This is a genomic window from Nocardiopsis sp. MT53 (assembly GCF_019598965.1).
Taxonomy (GTDB): domain Bacteria; phylum Actinomycetota; class Actinomycetes; order Streptosporangiales; family Streptosporangiaceae; genus Nocardiopsis; species Nocardiopsis changdeensis.
Genome location: NZ_CP080599.1, coordinates 555,139 through 573,910 on the forward strand (window position 1 = coordinate 555,139; position 18,772 = coordinate 573,910).

Consider the following 18,772-nt stretch of genomic DNA (forward strand, 5'->3'; position numbering starts at 1 on the left):
GACGTAACACGGCCGTGAGACGGCGTTTCCTCGGCGGGAACGCGGGCTCAGGCACCGGCGTCCTCGTCGATGCCGCGGGCCACCAGGGCCTCGCCCGTGGCCTCGGCCATCCGGAACAGCTGGACGATCAGCGGGGTGACCAGCAGGTACGGGCGCCCCGACAGGCCCCGGGCGCGGTAGCCCTCGACGGCGGCGCGCCAGGCGGCGGCGACCATGGGGATGGAGCGGATCGTCAGCGCCAGCACCAGGGCCACGCGTTCGGGGGCGACGCCGAACCGGGCCAGCGGCTGGGCCAGGCGCTCGAACAGGTCGAGCATCTCGCGGACCCGGGTGGTGAGGGTGACCGCGTTGGCCAGCACCACCAGCCCCAGCAGCTGGGAGCACAGCCGGACCGCGGTCAGGGGGTCGCCGAAGACCGCCTGGAACAGCCCGATCGCCAGCAGGAACGGCCACAGTCCGCGCAGCACCCCGAGGACCCGCCGAAAGGGCAGCCCCACCGCGGGGTACAGCAGGACCGCGCCCGCCAGGAGCCCCACCGACACCCACGGGTGCGCCAGGGCGATGACCGCGACGCAGACGGCGAGCAGCCCGGCGAGCTTGGTGCCCGCGCTCAACCGGTACAGCAGGCCGTCGCCGGGGATGTAGAGGCCGAGCGTGTTCACCGGTCGTCCAGGAGGCGGTCGTCCATGAGCTTCACGTAGTGGTCGACGGCGTCGGCGGGCGGGCCGTCGAAGACGATCCGGCCCTCGTCGACCACCAGGACCCGGTCGAAGGAGCCGAGCAGGTCGAGGTCATGGGTGAACAGGACGACCTGCTGCTCCAGGGTGTCGAGCACCCGGTGGACCATGCGGGTGTTGCGCAGGTCGAGCAGGGTGGTGGGCTCGTCGCAGACGAGGATCTCGGGTTCGGTGGCCAGGACCGAGGCCAGGGCCAGCAGCTGCTTCTGGCCGCCGGAGAGCAGGTGGCCGGGGTGGTCGCGGTGCCCGGCCAGGCCGTAGCGCTCCAGCAGGGCGTCGACCCGCCGGGCCGTCTCCTCGCGCCCCAGCCTGCGGGAGCGCAGCCCGATCTCCACGTCCTCGGCGACCGTGGGCATGATGATCTGGTTGGCGGCGTCGGAGAAGACGAACCCGACCCTGCGGCGGATGTGCCTGGCGTGGCGCCGGGTGTCCCACTCCCCCAGCGTCACCCGGCCTGCGTCGGGGACGACGAGGCCGTTGAGGGTGCGGGCGAGCGTGGACTTGCCCGATCCGTTCGCCCCGATCACGCCGATGCGGTGCTCGGCGAGGTCCAGGGTGATGTCGCGCAGCACCGGCCGCGCCTCGTAGGAGTGGGAGACACCCTCCAGGCGGAGCATCAGGCGCCCTCGCCCCTGGCCGCACCGTCCCCCTTGTCCCCGGTCCCGGCCTCCTCGATCACCGGGCGCCCGGCGGGCGGGATCGGGTAGGCGCGGTAGACGGCGGCGGCGATGAGGGAGGCGATAACGGCCTTGGCCAGGTCGCCGGGCAGGTAGGCGACCATGGCCACCAGCGCGGCCAGGTGGTCGTTGCCCATGGCGACGCCCAGCCAGGGGACGCCGACGGCGTAGACGACGAGGACGCCGCCGAGGACGTTGACGGCCAGGCCCGCCCAGAACCGGTACCGGCCGCCGCGGACCATGAGGTCGGTGAGGAACCCGATGACCAGGGCGGCCGGGATCCAGCTGACGATGAACCCGGCGGAGGGCCCGGCCAGGACGCCCAGGCCGCCGGCGCCGCCCGCGAACAGGGGCAGGCCCGCCAGGCCCAGGACGAGGAAGACCGCGACGGCGAGGGTGCCGCGCTTCCACCCCAGCAGGGCGGGGGCCAGCATGATGCCCAGGGTCTGGAGCGTGATCGGCACCGGGGACAGCGGCACGGTGATCTGGCCGGAGATGCTGAGCACGGCGATGAACGCGGCGAACACGGCGATGAGCGCCAGGTCGCGCGCGGTGAGGCCGCGGTAGCGGATGCCGGCGGTCCGGGTCGTGGGCATGGGCTTCCCCTCGGGAGGCTGAACAGGAGTGGAACAGCACCCATTGTCCGTTATCGGGGTCCGCCGGCGGGATGGCGGGGATGCACAGAACCGCCCCGGCGGGAATTGTCGACCTCCCCCTGAGACGCACCTCACACCCCTGGCCTCCACGGGCCCCGGCCCGTGCCGCGGGCACCGGGGCGGGCGTGAGTGTCGCGGACGGGCGGTACGCTCCGGGTCTCCCCGTCCCGCCGCCGCGGTCCCCGGGCCCGGCGCCCACTGGAAAGACCTCCCCATGGAACCCGTCTACGCCGACCTGTCCGTCGAGCCGGCGCGCCTGGCCAACACCGCCGTGGAGTACGAGCACTGCTCGTTCGGCGGTAACCACCTCGCGCTGAACGCCGGGGGCTCCGTCAGGGCCGACTTCGATCTGGACGCCGCCGAGAGGATCGCCGAGGGGATCCTGACGGTGACGGCGCTCGTCTCCAAGAGCGGCCGCTCCGCCGGGTACGCCCCCCTGACCGTTCTGGTCAACGGCGAGCCCGTGGCGTCGCGGATGACCGTCCCCGGCGGCGGCGACCTGCCGCAGGACTGCGTGTTCTCCGTCCCGGGCGCGCTGCTGCGGCCGGGCCGCAACCGGGTGACCGTGCGCAGCGGCGCCGACGCCCGCACCCTGCTGTGGCTGTACCGGATCACGTTCGACTCGGTTCACGAGCGGGGCCTCTCGGCGCGGGCGATGCTCGCGGCCGCCGACGAGCGGTCGGTGCTGCGCTACGCCACCCGCACGCTGGTCCACGACCCGGAGGGCGGACCGCACCGCTGGGAGGACGCCGGGACGCTGGTGGTCCACGTGGACCGGGGCGAGCGGGCCCCGATCGCCCAGCTCTCCTGGCGCCGCGCGGACGGGTCCGAGGCCTCGGTGTCCTTCCAGTCGGCGCTGGAGGAGTTCCACGGCTTCCACCGGGACGCGGACGGCGGCGTGGCCGAGTACCGCGGCCGCCTGCGGGACCGCCGGGCCCACCCCGGGGGCACGGAGGGGGCGACGGTGCACCGCTTCCGGACCGAGGAGGGCTGGGGCGGGGGCTGGCACTCCTCCGGGGAGCTGCGGTTGGCCGTGGACGACGGCGGCGCCCCGCTGGAACGGGTGACCTGGCGCGACCAGCGGGAGAACACCGGCTCCGTGGCGTTCGGGGAGAGGGCCGCGGGGTTCCTCGGCTACTACCAGCGCGCCGGTGAGGGGCCCATCGGGTTCAGGGGCACGGCGGTCGCCGGGGGGTGACCGCCGGGCCGCGCCCCCGGACCCGGGCCTCGCCCGGGTTCAGGGGCGGTCGCAGGTGCGTCGGATGCGGTTGATGGGGACCGGCAGGACGCAGACCGGGACCGGGATCTCCAGGCGGTGGCCGGTGTCGGCGGGGACGCCGGTGTCGGGGTCGATGCGCAGCGAGCGGAGCTCGTCGCCATTCTGGGCGGCGACGACCAGGTGGTCGGGCTCGTCGCGGTGGCCGCGGATGACCGCGAAGTGGCGGGGCCAGTCCCCCACCGGGGTGTCGGCCAGGTGCTCCAGCCGGGCGCCCTCGTCGCGGACGGCGAAGGTCGAGACGGCGTTCGCGCCCCGGTTGGACACGTACACCCGGCCCTCGTAGGTGGTGGTCATCGGCAGGGCGTCGCCGTCGGCGATGTCGCGGCCGTCGACCTTGAGGCGGTGCAGGGCGATCTCCGCCGGGAAGTTGGCCTCGTGCAGGCCCCCCAGGGAGGGGACCGAGCCCAGGTGCTCGCCGGTGCCGCGGCGCGGGTTCCAGCGGACGACGTGGACCCGGGAGTCGAGCTCCCCGGCGACGTAGACGTGGTCGCCGTTGACGGCCATGTGGCGGGGGCCGGTGCCGGCGGGCAGCTTCACCGTGCCGACCAGGCCCTCCTCCGGGCGCGCGGGCTCCTCGTCCTCGACCGGCACGGCGTACTGGTACACGCGCAGCTCGTCGGCGCCCAGGTCGGCGGCGAGCAGGTAGCGCAGGCGGCGCTCGTGGGAGTTCATGACCACGGCGGTGCTGTGCGCGTGCGGGCCCTCCTGGCGGTCGGAGACCGGGCCGTGCCCGCGGTGTCCGAGTTCGCGGCCGGACGGGTGCGGGCGGCCCTCGGCGTCGGTGGGCACGAAGCTCACCACGCCGTCGGCGTAGTTGGCGACGGCCACCTGCTCGGGGCCCAGGTAGCGGACGTGGCAGGGCGATCCGCCGCCGGTGGGGACCTCGCCGAGCCCGGTGAGGCCGGCGTCGCCGTCGACGCGGAAGGCCGCCAGGGTGCCCTCGGCCCGCTCGTTGACCGCGTAGACGGTCGGCGGCTCGGGCCGGTAGGCCAGGAACGAGGGTCCGGGGGTCTCGGCCGCGACGCCCTGGTCGAACAGCTCCCCCGTCACCGGGTCGAAGCCGACCCGGTGGATGCCCCGGCCCGCGCCCGGGGGGTCGGAGTCCGGGGTGTAGGTGCCCACGAGCAGGAGCCGTCGTCCGCTTGCCCAGTCGCCCACCGGGGACCTCGTTTCCTCACGCGTCTGCACGAACCGTGGCCTGCGCCACCGCCGCATGCTACCGTCCCGCGCTCCGGGCCGGAGAACCGGCGCGGGACCTCGCGGGGGGTTCCTCCACGTAGCGGATCTGTTACAGTCCTCCCCAAAAGGCCACAAAAGCAACAAGGAACACTGACACCCCACGCGTCCGTTCGCTTCCCTCGGAGCCCAGGTGGAACGACCTCTGGGCCCGCGGACGGACTCACGGCCCCGGGCCCGCGCGAGACCGCGCCGCACCCGCCGAGAGACGCCGGCGCCGGCCCCTCCGACCCCGGTGACCGTGAGTGCGCGCCGCCTCGTGCGCTCACCAGCCGTGGTTCCCCGCTCATTCGAACCTTGGACCGTCCTTGACCCTTCGCCGTGTATCCGAAGTGCCGCTTCCCGACCAGGGGACCATCGAACTGGTCCGCCTCTCGTCCGTGGACATCCCCGAGGGCTCGGCCCGCCTGGCCAGGAGTTTCTACGACAACCTGTTCGAGATGGTGCCCTCCGTGCGGAGCATGTTCGCCGACGACATCAGGCCGCAGCAGCAGCGGATGGCCGACGCGCTCCTGTCCGTGGTCCGCCACCTCGACGACCCCGACGAGGTGGCCCACCACCTCAGGAGGCTGGGCCGCCAGCACCACCGGGAGCTGGGCGTGCTGCCCGAGCACTACCCGTACGTCGGGCGCGCCCTGGTCCGCGCCGTCAGCGAGGTCTCGCCCACCTGGACCTCCTCCATGAGCTCCGCCTGGGTGCTGGTCTACCAGTGGATCACCGCCCAGATGATCGCCGGGGCCGAGGGCGACGACACGCCGCCCGCGCCGCCCCGCGCCCGGGGCCTGGGCGAGGACCGGATCCCGAACGGACCTCAGTACCAGGTGCCGGGGCGGGCGCCGGCCGGGGCCCCGGGCCGGCACTCACGCTGACGGGGCGCCCGCCCGGCCCCTCCCCGAACGCACGCACGTCCACCGTCGAAAGCCCGGTTTCATGACTCAGACCAGCCACAACACCGCGACCGGCACCGAGGGCGAACGGTACGTCCAGCAGGTCATGGGGACGTCCGATCGCGCGGCGCGCTTCTACCGCGACCAGATGCTGAACCACCTCAACAGCGACATGCGGGCCTTCATCGCCCGCCAGGAGATGCTCTTCATCGCCACGGCCGACGACCGGGGCGAGTGCGACTCCAGCTTCCGGGCCGGGCCCCCCGGGTTCGTGCACGTCATCGACGAGCGCACCCTGGCCTTCCCCGAGTACCGCGGCAACGGCGTGTTCGCCAGCGCGGGCAACATCGCCCAGAACCCGCACATCGGGCTGATGTTCCTCGACTTCCAGCGCGACCGGATCGGCCTGCACGTGAACGGCCGCGTGAAGATCATGGAGGACGACCGCCTGCGCGCGCACGTGCGGGACCTGCCCCTGCCGCAGGTCCCGGGCCAGCGGGCGCAGATGTGGCTGCTGGTGCAGGTCGAGGAGGCCTATATCCACTGCCGCAAGCACATCCCCCACCTGCGCAAGGTCGGCCCGGAGGAGGACTGGGGCACCGACGACACCCTGCGCAAGGGCGGGGACTTCTTCCGCGCCAAGCAGGAGAACGACGCGCGGCGCGGCGGGGACGTCCTCGGGATCTGAGCCGGGCGCCGGGCCGTCCGGGCGGGGGCCGTATCGCGGCCCCCACCCGGACGGCCCCTCCCGGGGCGTGTCCGGCGGACGCTCCCGTGCGGCTCGGCGCCCGCGCCGAAGGAGCACGGGCGGCCTCCGGGCGGCCTCCCGCTGGACGATGAGCGAGGGCCGCCCCGGGGCCGGCCGGCCGAGCGGAGGCGGCGCCGCGGGAGGCGGCCCGGGCGCCGTGAGGCGGGCGCCGGCGCGGGTGGTGCAGGGGCGTCGAGGGCCTCCTGGCGGCCGGTGGGACGTCGCGATCCACACCGATGCCGGAGGCCCTCTTGATCCGTGTCGGGCGGGGCCGGTGCCACCGGCCTCCGTGATCAGTACACCTAGGCGGCCTTGACCGCCTCGACGGCCTTCATGATCCGCTTGTCGGACACCGGGTAGGCGGTGCGGATCGCCCCCTGCGCGAACAGGCTCACCCGGTACTCCTCCAGCATCCAGCGCAGCTCGGCCACATCCGGGTCGGCGGCGCGGCCGGGCTTGAGCGCCCCGGTGGCCCGGGCGACGGCCTGGCGCATCTGCTCGACCTTGGACATGCCGACCTGGTCGCGGCGCGGGTTCTCCGGCAGCTTCTCCAGCCGGTACTCGACCCCGCGCAGGTAGCGGTGCAGGTCGTCGAGGCGCCCGACCCCGGCGGCGGTGATGAACCCGTCGCCGACCAGCGAGCCCAGCTGCCCCTGGACGTCGTTGAGCGAGGGCAGCACCGCCAGCGACGTGGTGCCCTTGACCTTCTTGGTGACCTTGCGCCACAGCGCCAGGACCCGGGCCGCCCTGGGCAGGATCTCCGCGACGGTGTCCCCCAGGTCGGCGCGGACTCGCTCGGCCAGGGCCGCGAAGTCGTCGCCGTTCCACACCGGCCCGCCCTCGCGGACGAGCAGGTGGTCGACGGCGGCCGCCTCGGCGTCGGCGAGGAGCTTCTTGACGGACCCGTACGGGCTGTCGGCCAGGGCCAGCTTGTCGGGGTTGTTGAGCCCCTTGCTGACCGCGGCCGCCGGGGAGGGCAGGTTGAGCAGCAGGAGCCTGCGGGTGCCGAGCCGCATGGCGGCCCGCTGTTCGGCCTCGGTGTCGAAGATGCGCACGGCGACGCTGTCGCCCTCGTCGACCAGCGCCGGGTACCCCTTGACCTTGGGGCCCAGCGCCTTGCGCTCCAGGGTGCGCTCCAGCGGCCCGAAGTCCCAGGCGGTCAGCCCCTTCTTCTCCACGCCCTTGGCCTCGGCGGAGATGGCCTCGCGCAGGCGCGGCTTGAGCTTGGCCCGGAGCCGCTCCAGGTCCTTGTCCTCGGCCAGGGCGCGCTGCCGGTCGTCCACCGCGCGGAAGGTGATGCGCAGGTGGTCGGGCACCCGGGTCAGGTCGAAGGCGTCGGCCGGGATCCGCTCCCCCGACATGCGGGTCAGCTCGGCGGCCAGCGCCGCGGTGAGCGCCCCCTCGTAGGGGGTGAGCCCGCCCAGGGCGCGGTCGGCGTTGTCGGGCACGGGGACGAAGTTGCGGCGCAGCGGCTTGGGCAGCGACCGGATGAGCGCGGTGACCAGCTCGGCGCGCAGGCCCGGGATCTGCCAGTCGAAGCCGTCGGCCTCCACCTGGTTGAGGACCTTGAGCGGGATGTGCGCGGTGACGCCGTCGGAGTCGCTGCCCGGCTCGAACTGGTAGGTGAGCGGGAAGACCAGGGCCCCCTGCCGCCACGTGTCGGGGTAGTCGTCCTCGCTGACGGCGGCGACCCCGTCGTTGATGAGGTCCTCGCGGGTGAAGTCGAGGAGCTCCGGCTGCTCGTGCCGGGCCTTCTTCCACCAGGCGTCGAAGTGGGCGGCCGAGACGACGTCCGCGGGGACCCGCGCGTCGTAGAACCGGAACAGGGTCTCGTCGTCCACCACGATGTCGCGGCGGCGGGCCCGGTGCTCCAGGTCCTCGACCTCGTCCAGCAGGGCGCGGTTGTCGCGGAAGAAGTGGTGGCGGGTGTCCCAGTCGCCCTCCACCAGGGCACGGCGGATGAACAGGTCCCGGGACATCTCCGGGTCGATCCTCCCGTAGGACACCTTGCGCTGCACGACGATGGGCACCCCGTAGAGGGTGACCCGCTCGTAGGCCATGACGGCGCCGCGCTTGCGCTCCCAGTGGGGCTCGCTGTAGGTGCGCTTGACGATGTCCCCGGCCAGCTCCTCGGCCCACTCCGGCTCGATGCGGGCGACCATGCGCCCCCACAGCTTGGAGGTCTCGACCAGCTCGCCGGCCATGACGAACCGGGGCTGCTTCTTGAACAGCGCCGAACCGGGGAAGATCGCGAACCGGGCGCCGCGGCCGCCGAGATACTCGTGCTTCTCGGGGTCCTTGAGGCCGACGTGGGACAGCAGCCCGGACAGCAGGGACATGTGGACGGCGCGCGGGTCGGCGGCCTCGGGGCGCAGCGGCGGGACCTCCACGTCCATCTGCCGCAGCACCTGCTTGAGCTGCCCGTGGATGTCCTGCCACTCGCGCACGCGCAGGTAGTTGAGGAACTCCTCGCGGCACATGCGGCGGAACTGGTTGCCCGACAGCTCCTTCTGTCTGTCGCGCAGGTGGTTCCACAGGTTCAGGTACGCCAGGAAGTCCGACTCCTTGTCGGTGAACCGGGCGTGCATCTGCTGGGCCTGCTGCTGCTTGTCCGTGGGGCGCTCGCGCGGGTCCTGGATGGACAGCGCGGAGGTGATGACCAGGACCTCGGCCAGGCAGTCGCGCTTCTCGGCCTCCAGGACCATGCGGCCCAGGCGCGGGTCGACCGGCAGCTGGGCCAGCCTGCGGCCCAGCGGGGTGAGGCGGCGCTTGGCACCGGAGGGGTCCGGGTGCAGGGCGCCCAGCTCGGTGAGGAGGTTGACGCCGTCCTTGATCTGGCGGTGGTCGGGGCCGTCCACGAACGGGAAGGCGGCGACGTCGCCCAAGCCCAGGGCGGCCATCTGGAGGATGACCGAGGCGAGGTTGGTGCGCAGGATCTCGGGGTCGGTGTACTCGGGGCGGGACAGGAAGTCCTCTTCGGAGTACAGCCGGATGCAGATGCCCTCGGAGACGCGGCCGGAGCGGCCCTTGCGCTGGTTGGCGGAGGCCTGGGAGATCGCCTCGATGGGCAGGCGCTGCACCTTGGTGCGGTGCGAGTAGCGGGAGATGCGCGCGGTGCCCGGGTCGATGACGTACTTGATGCCGGGGACCGTCAGGGAGGTCTCGGCGACGTTGGTGGCCAGGACGATGCGGCGGCCGGAATGAGAGGACCACACCCGCTTCTGCTCGGCGACCGAGAGCCGCGCGTACAGCGGCAGGATCTCGGTGTTGCGGAGCTTCTGCTTCTCCAGCGCCTCGGCGGTGTCGCGGATCTCGCGCTCGCCGCTGAGGAAGACCAGGACGTCGCCGGGCTCCTCTCGGGAGAGCTCGTCGACGGCGTCGAGGATGGCCTGGGTCTGGTCGCGGTCGGTCCCGCCCCCCGGGTTCTTCTCCTCGGGGTCGAGGATGTCCTCGGAGATGGGCCGGTAGCGGACCTCGACCGGGTAGGTGCGGCCGGAGACCTCGACGATGGGGGCGTCGTCGAAGTGGCGCGAGAACCGCTCGGGGTCGATGGTCGCCGAGGTGATGACGACCTTCAGGTCGGGGCGCTTGGGCAGCAGCTGCTTGAGGTAGCCCAGCAGGAAGTCGACGTTGAGGCTGCGCTCGTGGGCCTCGTCGATGATGAGCGTGTCGTAGGCGCGCAGCATCCGGTCGTGCTGGATCTCGGCCAGCAGGATGCCGTCGGTCATCAGCTTGACGAGGGTGTCCTCGCCGGAGGTGTCGGTGAAGCGCACCTTGTAGCCGACGGTGGCGCCCAGCGGGGTGCCGACCTCCTCGGCGATGCGCTCGGCGACGGTGCGGGCGGCCAGCCGGCGGGGCTGGGTGTGGCCGATGGTGCCCATGACGCCGCGGCCCAGCTCCAGGCAGATCTTGGGCAGCTGGGTGGTCTTGCCCGAACCGGTCTCGCCCGCGACGATGACGACCTGGTTGTCGCGGATGGCCTCGGCGATGTCGTCGCGCCGGGCGCTGACCGGCAGCGACTCCGGGTAGGTCAGCTCGGGGACGGCCTCGCGGCGCAGGTCCACGCGCAGGCGCGCCTCGTCGACGTCCCTGGCGATCTGGGCCAGGACCGAGGCGCGGCGGCGCTCGTCGCGCATCTTGGCGAGGCCGTCGATACGGCGGCGCAGCCGGTGCCGGTCCACGGGCATGAGGTCGCGGAGCCGGGAACGGAGATGGTCCGCGGTGGGCGCGGGCGTGGTGGTGCTCATCAATAGTCAAGGGTAGGAGGGGCGGCAACCGGTTTTCCCGGGGGCCGCACGGAAACGGGCGCGGACGGGGTCCTCGCGGCCCCTCGGCTCAACACCCGGGCGGCCCCCGTTGTTCCGGTCTCCGTCGGGTAACGGCCGTGGTCTGTACCGCCTCACGGCCTAGCATGGAGGGATGCCCCACGACACACGTACCGTGCTGTTGGCCTCGGCCACCGCCCTCCTGGACGGCGGCGGCGTCGAGGCGGTGACACTCCGGGAGGTCGGTCGCCTGAGCGGAGTGTCCCACATGGCCCCCTACAAGCACTTCCAGGACAAGGAGTCCCTGCTGGCGGTGATCGCCACCCGGGAGCTCGACCGGCTGGCGGACATGATCGACCGCGCCGCCGACGCCCCCTACGACCCCGGCGGGACGCTCCGGTCCGTCCTGCACGCCTACGTCTCCTGGGCCCTGGAGCACCCGGTGCGGTTCCGGCTGATCTACGGGGGGCCGTGGACCTGCCCCCGGCCCGAACTGGAGAAGGCGGCCGAGCGCACGGCCGAGCTGATGTCGGACGTGGTGCGCCGGTGCCAGAACAGCGGCGAGATGCCCGACCGGGACCCCCAGCGGTGCACCTGCCTGCTGCTGGCCGCGGTGCACGGCGCCGTCCAGCTGCAGCTGGCCGGACACCTCACCTCCGGGACCGAACCGGACGCCATCGTCGACGACCTGCTGGACCTGCTGCGCTCCACCCGCTAGGGAGCGCAGCCGGACCGGTCACCCTGTCAGGATCCGGCCCCCGCCGGGAACACCGTGAACGTTCCCGCCGGGGGCCCTCGCGTCCATCATCGGGGTATGGACCCCTTCTCAGGCACCGCCCCCTTCGCCGCCCGCGTCGCCGACGTGGAGCTGGAACCCGAACCCCTGGACCCCGGGCAGGTCGAGGCGGGCGACCCGCGCGTCTCCTCCCGCACCCTGTGGGAGTCGGCCGACGGCTCCCAGAGCCGCGGCGTCTGGCAGATCACCCCGGGCACGGTCACCGACACCGAGGCCGACGAGGTGTTCGTGGTGCTGAGCGGGCGCGCGACCGTGGAGGTGGAGGGCGGCCCGGTCCTGGAGGTCGGCCCGGGCGACGTGTGCCTGCTGCGCGCGGGCGACCGGACCCGCTGGACGGTCCACGAGACCCTGCGCAAGGTCTACCACGTCACCTCCTCCTGAGCCCGGCGGTGAGCGCCTCGACGGCGGCCGCCACGGCCGCCGCGGACGCCGCGGCATGCTCTTCCATCATGGTGAAGTGGTCGCCGGGGACGTCGACGCTCGTGTGGTCACCGGGCCAGGTCCAGTCCGCCGCCAGTTCGACCCCGCCGGAGGTGACGACCGGGCTGGTCGGCCGGAGCTGGACGGTGCCGGGCACCGTCGTGGCCGGCCGCCAATCCGCGAAGAGGTCGAGGTAGGCCCCCATCGCGGTGAGGCGCACGGTGTCCATGAGGTCGAACTCGGTGGCGCGCTCCGTGGCGAACTCGGTGACCAGGGGCAGGAGGTCGTCGTCTCCGGGGACCGCCGTGTCGAGCAGGATCACTCCGTCGGCCGGTGTCCCCCGGGCCACCAGCTCCTCGGCCACCGCGTACGCCGCCCACCCCCCGGAGGAACGGCCGACCAGGACGAACGGGCGGCCCGCCGCCGCCTCCAGGACGACGTTCGTCTGGGTCCGGACGAAGGTGCCCAGATCGGCGGGGAGGGGTTCGGCGGGCAGGTAGCCGATGGCGGACAGGACGTGCAGGTCCCGATCGCCGCGCCAGGCGGCGGCGAACCGGGAGTACTCCTGGGGGCCGGAGGTCATCACCAGCGACGGATGGCAGATGAGGACCGGCTCCCGCTCTCCCGAGGCCAGTCTGACCAGCCTGGGCGCCGGGGCGTTCTCTTCGGTGTGGGTCTCCCTCTCGCGGGAGGCCCTCATCGCCAGGCTCACGGCATCCTGGTGGCGTCCCGCCCGGCAGGCATCCAGGAAGCGGCCGACCAGGCCGGCGGCCGGTCGTTCGGCGTCCTCCCGGCCGGGGTGCACCGTATCCGCGCTCATCTCCCGGTCCAGGTGGACGGCCAGTGCCCGGGGGGTGCGGTGCTGGAACACGAGGGTGGAGCGCAGGTGCAGACCGCTGACCGCCTGTAGGTGGTTGCGCAGTTCGACGGCGGTGAGCGAATCGAACCCGTTCTCCAGGAAGTCCTGGTCCGGACCCAGCCCGGCCGCCGTCCGGTATCCGAGGATCTCGGCGGCGCGTTCGCCGATCAGCCGGACCAGCAGGGCGGTGCGTTCCGGTCCCGGCCGCGCCTTCCGGACCCGGTCGGCCACGGCCTCGGCCCCCTGCTCTCCGGCCGGGGCCCGGACCAGGCCCCGCAGGATCGCGGGCAGCCGTTCCCCGGAGGCCGCCCTCGCCCTGAGGCCGGGCAGGTCCAGCGGAGCAGGGACCAGGTGGGCGTGGTCGGTGGCCAGGGCCGCGTCCATGAGGGCGCACCCCTCGTCCTCGCCGATGGCCGTGAGGCCCCAGAGCCGGGTCAGGCGGGAGGTGGTGACGTCGTCCAGTTCCTCCCAGGTCCGGCTCCCGTCGCCCCAGTTGCCCCAGGCCAGCGAGTGGGCGGGCAGGCCCTGTTCGCGGCGGTGCCGGGCCAGGGCGTCCAGGTAGAGGTTGGCGGCGGCGTAGGCGGACTGCCCCGGGTTTCCGAGCACGCCGGCCGCGGACGAGAAGAGCACGAAGGCGTCCAGGTCCAGGTGGCCGGTGAGTCGGTGGAGGTTCCACGCCCCGTGGACCTTGGGACGCAGCACGCGGTCCAGGCTCTTGGCGGTCAGCCCGGTGACGGTGGCGTCGTCGATGTCGGCGGCGGCGTGCACCACCGCCGTGAGCGGACGGTGCGGGGGGATGCCCCGCAGCACCGCGCCGAGCTCCTCCTGGTCGGCGATGTCGCACGCCTCGAAGCGCACCCGGGCGCCGAGGCGGCCCAGCTCTTCGGCCAGTTCCGCGGCTCCGGGGGCGTCCGGGCCCCGCCGCCCCACCATGAGCAGGTCCCGGATACCGTGCCGGACCACCAGGTGGCGGGCGAAGACCGCGCCGAGCCGTCCGGTGCCGCCGGTGATCAGTACCGTGCCGTCGGTCCGCAGGCGCGAGGCCAGGTCCAGAACGGTCCGGCCGACGTTGCGGCCCTGCTGCATGACCCGGAACGCCTCGGCGGCGTTCTCGATCGGGTAGCGGGTGACCGGGAGCGGAGGCAGCGCGCCGCTCTCCAGCAGGGGCACCAGCGCGGCGAAGGCGCGCCCGATGCGTTCGGGCCCGAGTTCGAGCACGTTGAAGACGAGATAGCGGACTCCGGGGTGGTCCACGGCGATCCGTCCCGGGTCGCGGAGTTCGTTACGGCCCAGTTCGGAGAAGCGCCCTCCGGGCTGGAGCAGCCGTAGAGACGCGTCGATCGCCTCCCCTGTGAGGGAGTTGAGGACCACGTCGACCCGGCCCGCGGCCGCGCGGAACCTCTCCTCGAATTCGAGGGTGCGGGAGTGGGCGATCTCCTCCTCCCGGAGTCCGCGGGAGGCGAGGAGGTCCCATTTCTCGGGGCTCGCGGTCGCCAGGACGCGGGCGCCCAGGTGCCGGGCGATGTCCAGGGCGGCCATCCCCACCCCGCCGGCGGCGGAGTGCACGAGGACGGTCTCACCGGACCGGAGACCGGCCTCCTCCACAAGAGCGAGGTAGGCGGTCAGGTAGGGGACGGGTACGGAGGCCGCGTAGGAGAGGTCCCAGCGGTCGGGGACACGGGTGAGGAAGCGGTGGTCGGCGACGGCCACCGGGCCGAACGCTCCGGGGAAGATGCCCATGACCCGGTCTCCGGGGGCGAGGCCCCCGGCGTCGGGCCCCGCCTCCAGGACCACACCCGCGCCCTCGTTGCCGATGTCGCCCGGGTCGGGGTACATGTCCACGCTCATGAGCACGTCGCGGAAGTTCAGGCCGGCGGCGCGGACCGCCACCCTGACCTCGCCGGGCCCCAGGGGCCGTTGCTGGTCGGGATCGTGCAGGACGTCGAGCCCGTCGACGACCCCGCCGCCCGTGGTGCTCAGCCGCCAGGAGGACGTCCGGGCCGGTGGGGCGAGCAGTCCTTCCCCGCCGCCGGTCCGGGTCTGAGCCAGGCGCGGCGCGTACAGGCGGCCGCCCCGCAGGGCGAGGCGGGGTTCCCCGGAGGCGGCGGCCGCGGCGACCGCCCCGTCCGTGGCGTGGTCGGTGTCCAGCAGGACGAAGCGCCCGGGGTGCTCGGTCTCCGCCGAGGACACCAGGCCCCACACCGCGGCCCCGGCCAGATCCGCCGCCCCGGAGCCGGCGCCTTCGTCAGGGAGCCGGACGGCCCCGCGGGTGAGGACGAGGAAACGGGAGCCGGACCGGTGTTCGTCGTCCAGCCACTCCTGGAGGACCGCCAGGACCCGGTGCAGTTCGCGGCTCACCTGCTCGGGTTCGGCCCGGGCCGGGCCCTCCGGGCCGCGGACGTCCAGGACGGTCGTCCCGGGGGGGACCGGTGCCCCCTCGTCCACAGCGGTGTCCAGTTCCTCCCACTCCTGGTGGAAGAGGGCCCCTCCGTCGCCGTCCCGGTCGGCGGGAGCGTCCCGGACGACCAGGGAGTCGACCGACAGCACGGGGGTCCCCGACGGGTCCGTGACGAGCATCGAGTACGTCTGCGGCCCGGTCTCCGCGAGCCGGACGACCGCCTTCGCGGGGACCGGCGCGCCGTGGAGGCGGACACCGCTCCAGGCGAACGGCATCAGCGGCCGGCCGCCCCCCTCGCGGGTCAGCCGACGCAGGAACAAGGTCTGGAGTCCCGCGTCCACCAGGGCCGGATGGGGGCCGGCCATGGTGTGGGCGTCCCCGGGCAGTGGGTCCAGGGCGACCTCGGCCCACACCCGGGTGGAGTCGGCGCGGGCCGCGCGCAGGCCGCGGAAGGCCGGACCGTAGTGGATCCGGTACGCCTCGAAGAGGGCGTGGGCCTTCTCCACCGGCAGGGGGGAGGCTTCGGGTCCGGGGGCGGACACATCGACGGGTGCGGTACCGGAGTCCGGGGCGAGCCGCCCTTCGGCGTGCACCGTCCAGGTCCGGCCGTCGGCGGACCCCGACAGCAGCCGCACGGCGCGGCGGCCCCGGACGTCGGGGGCGTCGACGGCGATCTGGACGGCGGTCCCGCCCTGGGGGGCGAGTTCCAGGGGTGTGTGGAGTGTGAGGTCGGTGATCTCGGGAGTGCCGCAGGTCCGGCCGGCGTACAGGAGCATGTCGACGGTCGCGCACCCGGCGAGCAGCAGCCGCCCGGCCAGGCCGTGGTCCGCGAGCCAGGGGGTTCGTTCGGGGTCCAGGACCCCGGTCAGCAGGAACCGGTCGGTGCCCGCGATCGGGACCCGGGCACCGAGGAGGGCGTGCCCGGCGGGGTCGAGGCCGAGCGAGGAGGGGTCCCCGGCGGCCCGGGGGCGGTTCAGCCAGAGGTGTTCGCGCCGGAAGGGGTAGGTGGGCAGCGGCACGGCGGGCGGTGTGCGGCCCTCCTCCCCCAGGACCCTGTCCCAGTCCATGCCGACCCCGTGGCAGTGCGCCCGGGCGAGGGCCCGCAGGAACCCCTCCGCGGAGTCCTCGTTGCGGCGCAGGGTGTGCAGGACCGGGGTGTCGGGGTGTCCGTGGGCCCGCAGGGTCTGGCCCATGGGAACGGACAGGACGGGGTGCGGTCCGATCTCGATGAAGGCGTCGGTGTCGGCGGCCAGCCGCCGGACGACGGGCTCCAGGAGCACGCCGTGGCGGAGGTTGCGGTACCAGTAGTCCGCGTCGAGGGAGGACCCGTCGGCCGGCCCGGGGAAGGGTTCGTCCCCGGGTTCCAGTACGGGGCGGGGGGCCACGGTGGAGTGGAAGGGGAGCTCTCCCGCCCGGGGCGCGAGCCCGGCCAGCCCGGAGAGCATCAGGTCCTCGACCTTGTCGACGAGGAAGCAGTGGGAGGTGTAGTCCACCGCGAAGTCGCGGACGTGTTCGCCCCGCCTCTCGCACTCGGCGACGAACTCGGCGATCGCCGCGCCGTCACCGGTGACGACGGTCGACTCCGGGCCGTTGGCCCCGGCCACCCCGATCCGGTCCTTCCACGGGGCGAGGAGCTCCGCGGTGCGGTGTGCGCCGAGCGAGACGACGGCGGCCCCGCCCTGGCCGGCGAGTTCACGGAGCACGCGGCTGCGCCGGGTGACGACGCGGGCCCCGTCCTCCAGGGTGAGGATGCCGGCCGTGCATGCGGCTGCGACCTCGCCCTGGGAGTGGCCGACCACGGCGACGGGTTCCACGCCCGCCGCCCGCCAAAGCGCGGCGAGGGACACCGACACCGCCCACGACGCGGGTTGGAGCACCTCGACCCGGGCGTCCGGGCCCGTCAGGGGCGGTGCTCCCGGCTCGCCGCGCAGCACGGCTTCGAGGGACCAGTCCGTGAGGGGGGCCAGGGCGAGCGCGCACTCCCGGATGGCGGCGGCGAAGACCGGTGAGGTGTCGAGGAGTTCCCGGGCCATGCCCTCCCACTGGCCCCCATGCCCGGGGAACACGAAGACGGGTCTGCGCTCACGGCCGGCCCGGGGGGCCACGCCGGTGACGATGCCGCTGTCCTCGCGGCCGTCGGCCAGGGCGCGCAACCGTTCCATCAGGCGGTCCTCGCCGGTGCCGATCACGGCGGCGCGGCGGGGCAGGAGGGGGGCGCGGGTGGCCAGGGCACGGGCGGTGTCGGCGGGCGCGGGCCGCCGGGGTCCGCTGAGGTGGTCGTGCAGGCGGTCGGCGCGGTCGGTCAGGGCCTGTTCGTCGCGGGCGGAGAGGGTCCAGATCCGGCCGCCGCTCACCAAGGGGGGCGCCGGGTTCCGAGGGGGCTCGGCCGCCGCCGGTTCGGGGGCCTCTTCGAGGATGAGGTGGACATTGGTGCCGCTGATCCCGAACGAGGACACCCCCGCCCGGCGCGGGCGCTCGCGGCGGGGCCAGGGCACCGGCTCGGACAACGGGCGTACACGGCCCGACTCCCAGTCCACCAGCGGGGAGGGTTCCCGGGCGTGCAGGGTCGACGGCAGCCGCTCGTGTTCCAGGGCCAGGACCATCTTGATCACGGACGTGACCCCGGCCGCCGCCTGGGTGTGGCCGAGGTTGGACTTGACCGATCCGAGCCAGAGCGGCTCCCGGCCCGTTCCGGGGCCGAACACCTGGAGCAGGGCCTCGGCCTCGATCGGGTCGCCCAGACGGGTGCCGGTGCCGTGCGCCTCGACCGCGTCGATGTCCTGCGGCTCCAGGCCCGCGTCGGCCAGCGCGTCCCGTAGCACCCGGGTCTGCGCGGGCCCGTTGGGAGCGGTCAGACCGTTGGAGGCCCCATCCTGGTTGACGGCCCCTCCGCGGAGCACCGCCAGGATGCGACGGCCGTTGCGGACGGCGTCCGACAGCCGTTCCAGGACGATCGATCCGGCGCCCTCCCCGAAGCCTGTTCCGTCGGCGCCGGCTCCGAATGCCTTGCACCGGCCGTCGGGCGACAGTGCGCCTTGTTTCGCCGACTCGGTGAACAGTCCGGGGCCGGACAGCACGGTCGCGCCGCCCGCCAGTGCCAGGGAGCACTCCCCGCGGCGCAGGGAGCGGACGGCCAGCAGGATCGCCACAAGCGAGGAGGAGCACGCCGTGTCGACGGTGAGCGCGGGGCCGCGCAGTCCCAGGGTGTAGGCGATCCTCCCGGAAGCCACGCTGGCGGCGGTCCCGGCCATCAGGTAGCCCTCGTTCTCCGGGGGGGCCGGCAGGATCCCCGAACGCAGCCCCTCTGCGTAGTCGACCGTGCTGATGCCCGTGAACACGGCGGTCGGGGTGCCGTCCAGAGCCGTGGGGTCGATCCCGGCGCGTTCGAGGGACTCCCAGCTGACCTCGAGCATCAAACGCTGCTGCGGGTCCATCGCCTCGGCCTCGCGCGCGGAGATACCGAAGAACGCCGCATCGAACCCGGCGACGTCGTCGAGGAACCCGCCGGACCTCGCCATACCCGGGCGCGCGAGCATGCCGTCCACGTCCCAGCCCCGGTCGGCGGGCAGGTCTCCGATGGCCTCGCGGGCGCCGTCGACCAGGTCCCACAGGGCCTCGGGGGTGTCCGTCCCCCCGGGCAGGCGGCACGCGGTGCCCACGATCGCGATCGGTTCGTTGTCGCGTTCCTTGAGCGCGTCGAGTTCGGCCCGGGTGCGGCGCAGGTCGGCGGTGACCCGTTTGAGGTAGTCCAGGAGTCGGGCGTCGTCGGTCATCGGTTCTGCCTCATCACTTCGGTTCCAGGCGCTCCGAAGGA

At 73.8% G+C, this 18,772-nt stretch carries 11 protein-coding genes; 5 read left to right on the top strand and 6 right to left on the bottom strand.

All coding sequences use genetic code 11. From position 1 onward, the window contains the following. Positions 1-47: 47 nt before the first annotated feature. The 3 genes from K1J57_RS02310 to K1J57_RS02320 are packed head-to-tail and all read right to left on the bottom strand — an operon-like array spanning position 48 to position 2,010. A complete protein-coding gene (locus tag K1J57_RS02310; protein ID WP_220562835.1) occupies positions 48-662 on the bottom strand; it encodes an energy-coupling factor transporter transmembrane protein EcfT in 615 nt (204 codons plus the stop codon). Further along, positions 659-1,354 carry an energy-coupling factor ABC transporter ATP-binding protein gene (locus tag K1J57_RS02315; RefSeq protein WP_220562836.1) on the bottom strand — a complete coding sequence of 232 codons (696 nt, stop codon included), beginning with the start codon at positions 1,352-1,354 and terminating at the stop codon, positions 659-661. The genes K1J57_RS02310 and K1J57_RS02315 overlap by 4 nt, the downstream gene beginning before the upstream one ends. Then, entirely contained in the window at positions 1,354-2,010 is a 657-nt protein-coding gene (locus K1J57_RS02320; RefSeq protein ID WP_220562837.1) for a biotin transporter BioY, read from the bottom strand. Before K1J57_RS02320 ends, K1J57_RS02315 begins: the two co-directional genes overlap by 1 nt. 274 nt (positions 2,011-2,284) lie before the next feature. On the opposite strand from K1J57_RS02320, the gene K1J57_RS02325 reads away from it, so the two are divergent. Next, positions 2,285-3,268 (top strand): hypothetical protein, encoded by a 984-nt coding sequence (locus tag K1J57_RS02325; protein WP_220562838.1) that lies wholly within the window; start codon positions 2,285-2,287, stop codon positions 3,266-3,268. A 39-nt stretch (positions 3,269-3,307) separates the two neighbouring features. On the opposite strand, the gene K1J57_RS02330 is transcribed toward K1J57_RS02325, so the two are convergent. Beyond that, the gene (locus tag K1J57_RS02330; protein ID WP_255646792.1) at positions 3,308-4,507 is read right to left on the bottom strand and encodes a lactonase family protein; all 1,200 of its coding nucleotides are present in this window, start codon (positions 4,505-4,507) and stop codon (positions 3,308-3,310) included. A gap of 386 nt (positions 4,508-4,893) precedes the next feature. Here K1J57_RS02330 and K1J57_RS02335 point away from each other — a divergent pair, with 386 nt between their 5' ends. Further along, positions 4,894-5,454, top strand: coding sequence for a globin domain-containing protein (locus tag K1J57_RS02335; protein ID WP_220562840.1), 561 nt, complete (start codon positions 4,894-4,896; stop codon positions 5,452-5,454). Positions 5,455-5,515: 61 nt separating this feature from the next. Beyond that, a complete protein-coding gene (locus tag K1J57_RS02340; RefSeq protein WP_220562841.1) occupies positions 5,516-6,160 on the top strand; it encodes a pyridoxamine 5'-phosphate oxidase family protein in 645 nt (214 codons plus the stop codon). A gap of 362 nt (positions 6,161-6,522) precedes the next feature. On the opposite strand, the gene hrpA is transcribed toward K1J57_RS02340, so the two are convergent. After that, positions 6,523-10,467: an ATP-dependent RNA helicase HrpA gene (gene hrpA / locus K1J57_RS02345; protein ID WP_220562842.1), complete on the bottom strand. Its 3,945-nt coding sequence runs from the start codon at positions 10,465-10,467 to the stop codon at positions 6,523-6,525. Between the two features lie 172 nt (positions 10,468-10,639). Between hrpA and K1J57_RS02350 the strand changes: the two genes are divergently transcribed. Together K1J57_RS02350 and K1J57_RS02355 are read left to right on the top strand one after the other, a co-directional pair. Continuing rightward, positions 10,640-11,203, top strand: a complete 564-nt coding sequence (locus tag K1J57_RS02350) for a TetR/AcrR family transcriptional regulator (RefSeq protein ID WP_220562843.1) — start codon at positions 10,640-10,642, stop codon at positions 11,201-11,203. A gap of 96 nt (positions 11,204-11,299) precedes the next feature. Continuing rightward, on the top strand, positions 11,300-11,662 hold the full coding sequence (locus K1J57_RS02355; protein ID WP_220562844.1) for a cupin domain-containing protein: 363 nt from the start codon (positions 11,300-11,302) through the stop codon (positions 11,660-11,662). Here the strand turns inward: K1J57_RS02355 and K1J57_RS02360 are convergent. After that, positions 11,649-18,731, bottom strand: coding sequence for a type I polyketide synthase (locus K1J57_RS02360; protein ID WP_220562845.1), 7,083 nt, complete (start codon positions 18,729-18,731; stop codon positions 11,649-11,651). The genes K1J57_RS02355 and K1J57_RS02360 overlap by 14 nt on opposite strands. Positions 18,732-18,772 lie beyond the last annotated feature (41 nt).